At 67.0% G+C, this 8,507-nt stretch carries 10 protein-coding genes; 4 read left to right on the top strand and 6 right to left on the bottom strand.

The features are described from left to right. Positions 1-4 precede the first annotated feature (4 nt). The 5 genes from QOC69_RS17955 to QOC69_RS17935 all read right to left on the bottom strand — a co-directional run bounded on the left by QOC69_RS17955 (position 5) and on the right by QOC69_RS17935 (position 4,736). A complete protein-coding gene (locus tag QOC69_RS17955; RefSeq protein WP_526441970.1) occupies positions 5-679 on the bottom strand; it encodes a methyltransferase family protein in 675 nt (224 codons plus the stop codon). Between the two features lie 18 nt (positions 680-697). Beyond that, positions 698-2,320 carry an ABC transporter permease gene (locus tag QOC69_RS17950; RefSeq protein ID WP_526441968.1) on the bottom strand — a complete coding sequence of 541 codons (1,623 nt, stop codon included), beginning with the start codon at positions 2,318-2,320 and terminating at the stop codon, positions 698-700. Continuing rightward, positions 2,317-3,252 carry an ABC transporter ATP-binding protein gene (locus QOC69_RS17945; RefSeq protein ID WP_526441966.1) on the bottom strand — a complete coding sequence of 312 codons (936 nt, stop codon included), beginning with the start codon at positions 3,250-3,252 and terminating at the stop codon, positions 2,317-2,319. Before QOC69_RS17945 ends, QOC69_RS17950 begins: the two co-directional genes overlap by 4 nt. Then, positions 3,224-3,910 (bottom strand): TetR/AcrR family transcriptional regulator, encoded by a 687-nt coding sequence (locus tag QOC69_RS17940; RefSeq protein WP_526441964.1) that lies wholly within the window; start codon positions 3,908-3,910, stop codon positions 3,224-3,226. Before QOC69_RS17940 ends, QOC69_RS17945 begins: the two co-directional genes overlap by 29 nt. A 166-nt stretch (positions 3,911-4,076) precedes the next feature. Further along, positions 4,077-4,736: an O-methyltransferase gene (locus tag QOC69_RS17935; RefSeq protein ID WP_526441962.1), complete on the bottom strand. Its 660-nt coding sequence runs from the start codon at positions 4,734-4,736 to the stop codon at positions 4,077-4,079. Positions 4,737-4,911: 175 nt separating this feature from the next. Here QOC69_RS17935 and sigE point away from each other — a divergent pair, with 175 nt between their 5' ends. From sigE to tatB, 4 genes are all read left to right on the top strand, one after another. Beyond that, positions 4,912-5,679 (top strand): RNA polymerase sigma factor SigE, encoded by a 768-nt coding sequence (sigE, locus tag QOC69_RS17930; RefSeq protein WP_526441960.1) that lies wholly within the window; start codon positions 4,912-4,914, stop codon positions 5,677-5,679. Positions 5,680-5,767: 88 nt separating this feature from the next. Beyond that, positions 5,768-6,163, top strand: a complete 396-nt coding sequence (gene rseA / locus QOC69_RS17925) for an anti-sigma E factor RseA (protein WP_526441958.1) — start codon at positions 5,768-5,770, stop codon at positions 6,161-6,163. Between the two features lie 68 nt (positions 6,164-6,231). Continuing rightward, positions 6,232-7,725: a serine protease HtrA gene (gene htrA, locus QOC69_RS17920; protein ID WP_526441956.1), complete on the top strand. Its 1,494-nt coding sequence runs from the start codon at positions 6,232-6,234 to the stop codon at positions 7,723-7,725. A gap of 2 nt (positions 7,726-7,727) precedes the next feature. Further along, complete coding sequence (tatB, locus tag QOC69_RS17915; RefSeq protein ID WP_526441954.1) at positions 7,728-8,129, top strand: Sec-independent protein translocase protein TatB; 402 nt, start codon at positions 7,728-7,730, stop codon at positions 8,127-8,129. Between the two features lie 66 nt (positions 8,130-8,195). Here the strand turns inward: tatB and QOC69_RS17910 are convergent. Beyond that, positions 8,196-8,507, bottom strand: a 312-nt coding sequence (locus QOC69_RS17910; protein WP_526441952.1) for a MinD/ParA family ATP-binding protein, incomplete at its 5' end; no start/stop codon positions are given.

The raw sequence follows: 8,507 nt of genomic DNA, 5'->3' as shown, positions 1-8,507 counted from the left end.
TCCTTCACCACACGCCTGGTACCAAACGGGAATGCACCGTCTCGGCGTACTCCCGGTATCCGTGGAGCCCTTCGGTGAGCGCCTTCTCCTCGTCGAAGATGCGAATTGCGAACAGGACCGCATCGATCGGCACGATGACAAGTGCCCAATAGGAACCGAGTGCAAGCGGGACGCCGATGAGCATGACGAGCATACCGAAGTACATCGGATGCCGCACCAGGCCGTACAGTCCGGTGGACACCACGGTCTGCTCCGCCTCAACTGTGATATTGGCTGCAGCATAGCTGTTTTGGGCGACGACGAGCATGCTGATGCCAAGCCCGACCGCCGCGATCACGTCCCCGATGATAACCAGTGCCGTCGGCACGTCGGACCGGCCGAACCGATGGTCGAACGCCGAGACGACAAGTAGGGCAAAGAATGCCAGCACGACGCCTGCGCTGACGATTTTCTGCACGGGTCTCGATTCATGTTGGGGCCCTGCATTCATCCGCCGACGCAGCACTTCGGGATTCCGTACCCCGGCGTAGGCGGCGAATATCACCGACAAGCCGACGAACATGCCGAAGAAGACCCATGCCTGCCAGTAGTGGATCGTCCCCGCCGGCCAGAACAACGTCAGCAAAATCAGTGCCAGGCCAAGCACGGAGGTCGTTGCTACGTGAAGTGCGGTCTTCATGATCTCTTCTCCTTTCCTCTATAGCGCGTCGCGACGGCGGTAGATCCAGCCGGCGAGCGCCGTGATCGCGGCCGCGACGACGACCATTACCGCCAGCGCGACCACCGGATAGTTCGCCGGCGCCGTCGTACGGCCCACCGGCGACAGGTCGATGAGCCAGTGCGGCAGCCGCAGCAGCGCGCCCAGGTACAGCGACGTGACGACGAACGTGACTGCCAGCCAACCGATCCAGGGATGCTCGACCGCGACCGCGAGCGCCGCAATGCCGGCGATCACCGCCATCGCGGGGACGAACGCCAGGCCGGCCAGCGTCAGCCGCGCGATGGTCCCTGGCTCACCGAGGGTCAAGCCTGCGCCGAGCCCGTTGCCCAGACCGGCGAAGAACATCAGCACCGCCGATCCGATCAGCGCGGACGCCACCGCGGTGAACAACCACCGCCTCCGCGATACCGCGCCGGCCAGGACGGCCTCGCCGAGCCCGGACTGCTCGTCGCCCCACACCCGCATGACGGCCGTGACGACGTACGCGGTGGCGGCGGCCGCCAGGAACTGCGTCATCGTCGAGTAGACGCCGTCGTTGCCCTGCGCTGCGAGCACCCTGGCGAGCAGCTCGTTGTCCTTGGCCGCTTCGAGCAGCGACTTGGTCATCGAACCAAAGGCCAAGCCGCCCAGAAACAATCCGACGGTCCAGCCGATGGTCTGACCTCGCTGCAGGGTCAGGTGCAGGCTCAGCACGTTTCTGATCGGACGGGCGTTCGGCCGCTCACCGGACGACGGGATGTTCCCTGCGTCGTACTGGCGTCGGCTCTCCAACACGGCGGCCAACGCCATCAGCCCGACCGCGAGCGCGACCAGCAGTGCGAAGGGCCACCACCGCAGGTCGACGAACGGGCGCATCTGTTGCGCCCAGGCGATGGGGGAGAACCAGCTCAGCGCGCTGCCCGAATTGTCGATGACGTCGCCGGCGCCGCGAATCAGGGCGGCCAGCGCCAGCACCGCCATCGCGGCGCCGGTCGCCGTACGGGCCTGCCGCCACAACTGGGCGGTGACCGCGGCGACCGCACCGAACACCATCGCGACACCGGTGATGCCAAGGCACATCGCCGCGGTGTCGACGATGCCGAAGCCGGTCGCGGCCATCGCGACCGTCATGGTGACGGCCAGGATCGCGTTGACCCCGCCGATGAGGATCAGCGCGGCGTATGTGCGGGCGTACCTGCCCACCACCGACGACAGCACCAATTCCGCTGCACCGCTTTCCTCCTCGGCGCGGGTGTGTCGAATCACGGTGAGAATGGCAAGGATCGACGTCGCGATGATCAGCGTGAGCATCAGCTCGTTGGCCATCATCGCGCCCAGTTCGGTTTCGTTGCCGCCGAACATCGGACCGCCCAACATCATTCCGGCGGGCGTCTTGAGCATGTTGACGCGGGCCCAGCGCTGAGCCTCGTCCGGGTAGGCCAGCTTGATGGTGTTCGGCGAGTAGACCATCATCAGCACGAGGACGGCGATCCAGACCGACAGCCGGAGCCGGTCGCGGCGTACCGCAAGCCGGAGAAGGTGCAGCGTTCCCGTCCAGGGCGAGCCGCCGGGTGTGGCTTCGTATCGCCCCGTCCGTGGTGCGACGGCAGTGGTGCTCATCGCGTCGCCCCTTGGTATTCGCGAAGGAACATGTCCTCGAGCGACGCGGGCGTCACGGTGAGGTCGATGATGCCCAGGTCGGTGAGCAGGGCCATCGCGCGGTCCAGATCGTTGCGGTCCACCGAGAAGGTGTAGTGGCCGTCGTGGATCGAGAAATCGTGCACGAACTGGGTGCGTTGCAGCGTCTGGCCGTCCGTGCGGGTGCGCACCGTGACGGTCGTGCGCATCAGGTGGCGCAGCTCATCGAGGGTTCCGGACTTCACCGCGCGGCCGGCGCGGATGATCGTCACGTTGTCGCAGAGCTTCTCCACTTCGGCGAGGATGTGGCTGGACAGCAGCACCGCAGCGCCGCGGGAGGAAATTTCCTCGACGCACACCTGAAAGGCCTTTTCCATCAACGGATCCAGGCCGGACGTCGGCTCATCGAGGATGTAGAGCTCGGCGTTGGTGGAAAACGCCGCCACGATGGCCACCTTCTGCCGGTTGCCCTTGGAGTACGTGCGCGCCTTCTTGTGCGGGTCGAGTTCGAAGCGCTCGATCAGCTGGTCACGGCGCCGGGTGTCGACGTCGTTGCCGCGCAGGCTGGCCAGGAAGTCGATGGCCTGCAGGCCGGTCAGGTTGGGCCACAACGTCACGTCGCCGGGCACGTAGGCGATCCGGCGGTGCAACGCGACCGCGTCGCGCCAGGGGTCGCCGCCAAGCAGCCGGGCGGTCCCGTCATTGGCCTTGAGCAGACCGATCAGTACGCGGATGGTGGTGGACTTGCCAGCGCCGTTCGGCCCGAGGAAACCGGTGACATCGCCAGGCGCGACCACGAGGTTGAGGCCGTCGAGCGCCTTGGTGCGGCCGAAAGACTTGGACAGGCCTCGGATTTCGACCGCAAGCGGCGGTCGCTCACTGGTGTTAGCCCGCCGTAGGGACGTCGCTGTCATCGCTCTCTCCTTGTTGGGATGTGCTGAACGGGATGCCCTTTTCGCGCATTGCGAGGAACGCGTCGAACATGGTCGAGTCGGTCATCAGCCCCTCGGTGTAGACCTCGAGGGCGGGCAGGACCATGTCCTCGCCGTAGTCGCGCAGCACCGCGCGCAGATCGGTTGGGTTGTCGTGCATCTGGAGGTAGAGCAGGAACCCGCCGCCGCTGGCCATGCCCAGGTACATTGCCCTTGCGCGCGGGTCGCGGCTGGGCTTGAGGGTGCCGGCCCGCACGCCTTCTTCCAAGTACTCCTCGGCGTTGTCGATCATGCGCTGCCAGAAGTCCTTGGCCAGCTCGCTGCCGGACTGCATGCTGCGCACCAAGTACGCCATCATCGGTGCGTACGACTCGATCTCGGCCATCTGCGCAAACCAGGCCGCCGGGTCACTCGTCTGGATCGACTCCGACTTCGCCTTGCGAATCTCCTCGGCGACGAAGTCGTCGCAGGCCTTGCGCAGACCCTCCTTGGAGCCGAAGTGGTGGATCACCAGCGCGGCGCTCACGCCCGCAGCCTCGGCGATCGCGCGCAGCCCGACGCTGAAGCCGTGCCGGCCGAACTGATCGATCGCGGAGTCGCGAATTCGTGCAGTGGCCGTCAGATCATCCGCTGAACGCATGTTTAGTACGCTAAACGCGCGTTCAGCCCTTGGTCAAGGGGACACGCGTCAGGAACGCGTAAAGATCTCGCCTTCTCCGGCGAGCAGACGCATAAGTGCCCTGTTGCGCAATGAAAAGGGCGCCTATGCGTCTGCTCGCGCAGGGAAAAGTGCGGGGGAAGGGCGGTCAGTCGCGCGCGGCGGCGAGCAGACCGTCGCCCAGCGGCACCAGCACCGGGGTCAGTCGCTCGTCCTCGGCGATGAGCCGCGCGGCCTCCCGCACGGCAGTGACTTCCTTGTCGGCGGCGCTGGCGTCTCCAGCGCGGCCGCCTAGGGCGGCCCGGTGCACCACGATCGCGCCGCCCGACCGCAACAGCCGCACGCCTTCGACGACGAACTGCGGTTGATCGACCGGATCGGCGTCGATGAACACCAGGTCGTACGAGTCGTCGGCCAGTCGGGTCAACACGTCCTGGGCGCGGCCGCTGATCAACCGCGTCCGCGACGGCCCGATGCCTGCCTCAACGAACGCCTGCTTGGCCAGCCGCTGATGCTCGGGCTCGACGTCGATGGTGGTCAGGACGCCGTCGGCGCGCATCCCGGACAACAGCCACAGCCCGCTGATGCCTGCGCCGGTGCCGACCTCGACCACCGCCTTGGCGCCTGCCACCTTCGCCAGGACGCTCAACAACGCACCGACCGCGGGGGTGACGGCACCCGCTCCGCTGTCGTCGGCGCGCTCCCTGGCGGACGCCGTGATCGCGTCCTCGGTGATCGACTGCTCGGCGTGCGCCACGATGGATTCGGCGCGACTGGGCCGTGCCGGACTCTCGTCGGTGCTGGCCATGCCCGCAGCGTAAGCGACCCGGGATCGTGAAAGCCGCGACACGCCCGCGCCGGGCCGTCAGAATCCGGTCGCGGTCGGCCAGTTTGCCCAGCTCGCATACGGGGTAGACCGCATTCTCAGGAAAAGTTCAGTTTGCTCATATGCCAAGCTCACCAGGGTCCGAAAAGGTACTCGCATGGAATACGACGGAAGCCGACGGCCAGGGAATAACCATGGCGACGAATCGGTTGCCGCGGGTGTCGAGCCGCTGACCCCTGACGCTGGCTCTACTACTGACCTGGAGGATCCGACGACCACCACCTCTGCCCCCGTGTTCATGGCTCATCTCGAGCCGGAGGGCGACAGCGATTGGGTTGAGCCATCCGACGAGCTGACGGGCACCGCGGTGTTCGACGCCACCGGTGACAAGGCCGCCATGCCGTCGTGGGATGAGCTGGTGCGCCAGCACGCCGACCGGGTGTACCGCCTGGCATACCGGCTGTCCGGCAGCCAGCACGACGCCGAAGACCTCACCCAGGAGACGTTCATCCGCGTCTTCCGCTCGGTGCAGAACTATCAGCCCGGCACGTTCGAAGGCTGGCTGCACCGCATCACCACGAACCTGTTCCTCGACATGGTCCGTCGTCGCAGCCGGATCCGGATGGAGGCGCTGCCCGAGGACTACGACCGGGTGCCCGCCGACGAGCCGAACCCCGAGCAGATCTACCACGACTCCCGGCTGGGCCCCGACCTGCAGGCCGCCCTGGACTCGCTGCCCCCTGAGTTCCGTGCCGCCGTGGTCCTATGCGACATCGAGGGTCTGTCCTACGAGGAGATCGGCGCCACCCTCGGCGTCAAACTCGGTACCGTGCGCAGCCGAATCCACCGCGGACGGCAGGCGTTGCGCGACTATCTGGCAACCCACGCGGACGCGCATTCCGACGCCACGGCCAAATCCGCCTAGCGTTCATTGGTGTCCCGCTCGGTCCATCGGGTTACATTCGAAGTGAGAGTGTTGATCTGTGATGCGAAAGACCGGAGAGGAGTGGGTGATGGCCGACCCGGGAGACGTGTTCCGTCGCGCATTCTCGTGGCTGCCCGCCCAGTTCGCCTCGCAGAGCAACGCGCCGGTCGGCCCGCGACGGTTCGGATCGACCGAGCATCTGTCGATCGAGGCCGTCGCTGCCTTCGTGGACGGCGAACTCACGATGAAGTCGCACCTCCGCGCCGCAACCCACTTGTCGCTCTGTCCGCAGTGCGCGGCCGAGGTCGAGGCGCAGGGGCAGGCGCGCAGCGCTTTGCGGGACTCATGCCCGATCATCGTTCCGAGCGCGTTGCTGGGGTTGTTGTCCCAGATCCCGCATCACCCGCCACCCGATGCACCTGCGGAGACGGAAGACAGTCAGTTTGCTGATGGGACCGCGCGGGCTCGTCGCAAGCGCCGGTAGGCTGGATGGGTGTCGATCGACCAGCGGCCGCCGGGTAGGCGGCCGCTCCAATGGAGAGTGACTAACGGGTGAGCAATCAGGACCAGTCCGGTAATAACAACCGTCTGGCACCACGCCCGGTGTCGCGACCGCCCGTCGATCCCGCGGCCACGCGGGCGTTCGGCAGGCCCGACGGTTTCCGGGGTTCGTTCCTCGGCACCGACGTGCATCGTGACCAGGGCGACTACACGCCTACCGACCAGGCGCCCGATCCCGTGCTCGCCCAGGCCTTCGGCCCTCAGAACGGCAGTGGCGATTCACTGCAGCGGCACCCAGCCGACGCAGGCGCCCTGGACGCCGAGCGCAACCAGGAGCCCGAACAGCCCGCCGACCCGTGGCGCGATCCCTCCGCCACCCCGTCGCTGGGCACCCCGGCGCTGCCGAAGTCGGCTCCCACCGTCGTCTACGCCCCCGTCGGAAAGCTGGGCGTCCGCGACGTGCTCTTCGGCGGCAAGGTGTCCTGGCTCGCGTTGGGCACCCTGCTGATCATCGCCATCGTCATCGCCTTCATCGGCGGATGGGTCGGCAACAAGACCGCCGAGACGGTCCAGGCCTTCACCACCTCCAAGGTGACGCTGGAGACCGACAACAACACGGAGGCCCCGGCAGGCAGGTTCGCCACGGTGGCCGCCGCGGTCGCCGACTCGGTGGTGACCATCGAAGCCGTCAGCGACACCCAGGGCTCGCAGGGGTCCGGCGTCGTCGTCGACGGCCGCGGCTACATCGTTACCAACAACCACGTGATCTCCGAGGCCGCCACCAACCCCAGCGCGTTCAAGATCTCGGTGGTGTTCAACGACGGCAAGGAAGTCCCCGCCAACCTGGTTGGCCGCGATCCCAAGACCGACCTGGCCGTGCTCAAGGTCGACAACGTCGACAACCTCACCGTCGCGCGCTTCGGTGACTCCGAGAAGGTCAAAGTCGGCGAGGAAGTGATCGCCGCGGGCGCGCCGCTGGGCCTGCGCAGCACCGTCACGCACGGCATCGTCAGCGCCCTGCACCGCCCGGTGCCGCTGTCGGGCGACGGGTCCGACACCGACACCGTGATCGATGGCGTTCAGACCGACGCGTCGATCAACCACGGCAACTCGGGCGGTCCGCTGATCAACATGAGCTCCGAGGTGATCGGTATCAACACGGCCGGTAAGTCGTTGTCGGACAGCGCAAGTGGGCTGGGTTTCGCCATCCCGGTCAATGAGGTCAAGGACGTCGTCCAGACGCTGATCAAGGACGGCAAGGTCTCCCATCCGACGCTGGGCCTGAACGCTGTGTCGGTGAGCAACTCGATGGCCTCCGGTGCGCTGATCAAGAACGTCGTGGGTGGCGGGCCTGCCGACAGGGCAGGCATCCTCGAGAACGACGTCGTGGTCAAGGTGGGCAACCGCAAGGTGGCCGACGCCGACGAGATGGTCGTCGCGGTACGGCAGCTCAAGATCGGCCAGGACGCTCCGATCGAGGTGGTCCGCGACGGCCGCCCCGTCACCCTCATCGTCAACCCCGCTCCCGACAACCCTGCTGCCTAGCCATGTTCGGCAACATCGGCTGGGGTGAGATGTTGGTGTTGGTGGTCGCCGGCCTGGTGATCCTCGGGCCCGAACGGCTGCCCGGCGCCATCCGCTGGACGACAGCCAGCATCAAGCAGGCCCGCGAGTACCTCAGTGGCGCGACCAGCCAGCTGCGCGAGGACCTCGGCCCCGAGTTCGAGGATCTGCGTCAGCCGTTGAGCGAGCTACAGAAGCTGCGGGGCATGTCGCCGCGGGCCGCCCTGACCAAGCATCTGCTCGACGGCGACGATTCCTTCCTCACCGGCAACTTCGAGAAGCCCGTTTCACCGGGTGGGCCGGCCACCAATCCGACGCCCATGCCGCCTGAACCGAAGCCCGTGCAGCCGCCTGCCGCCACACCGTTCGATAGCGACGCGACCTAAGCCGGTTGAGATTGCGTGCAGGGCTGTGAATCGTCGGCACGACCCTGAGCGCAATTGAAGCGGGGTCTAGCGGCCCGCCGGATCCAGGCCAAGCGACATGCCGGCCAGCCCGCGTCTGCGCGTCGACAGCGCGTCGGCGACCTTGCGAAGTTCCTTGCCCGCCGCCGAGTCCGGCGCGCTGAGCACCAGCGGGACACCCGAATCGCCCGCGGCGACCAACGCCGGATCCAACGGGATCTGACCAAGCAGCGGCACGTCCGCGCCGACCGCGCGGGACAGGCTCTCGGCCACCCGCGCGCCACCGCCCTCGCCGAACAGGTTCATCGTGGTGCCATCCGGCAGCAGCAGGCCGGACATGTTCTCCACCACGCCGACGAT

Source organism: Mycobacterium sp. (assembly GCF_032162105.1).
In the GTDB taxonomy this organism is placed as follows: Bacteria; Actinomycetota; Actinomycetes; order Mycobacteriales; family Mycobacteriaceae; genus Mycobacterium.
The sequence above is the reverse complement of the archived record's forward strand: the minus strand, read 5'-3'. Positions and strand labels throughout refer to the sequence as shown.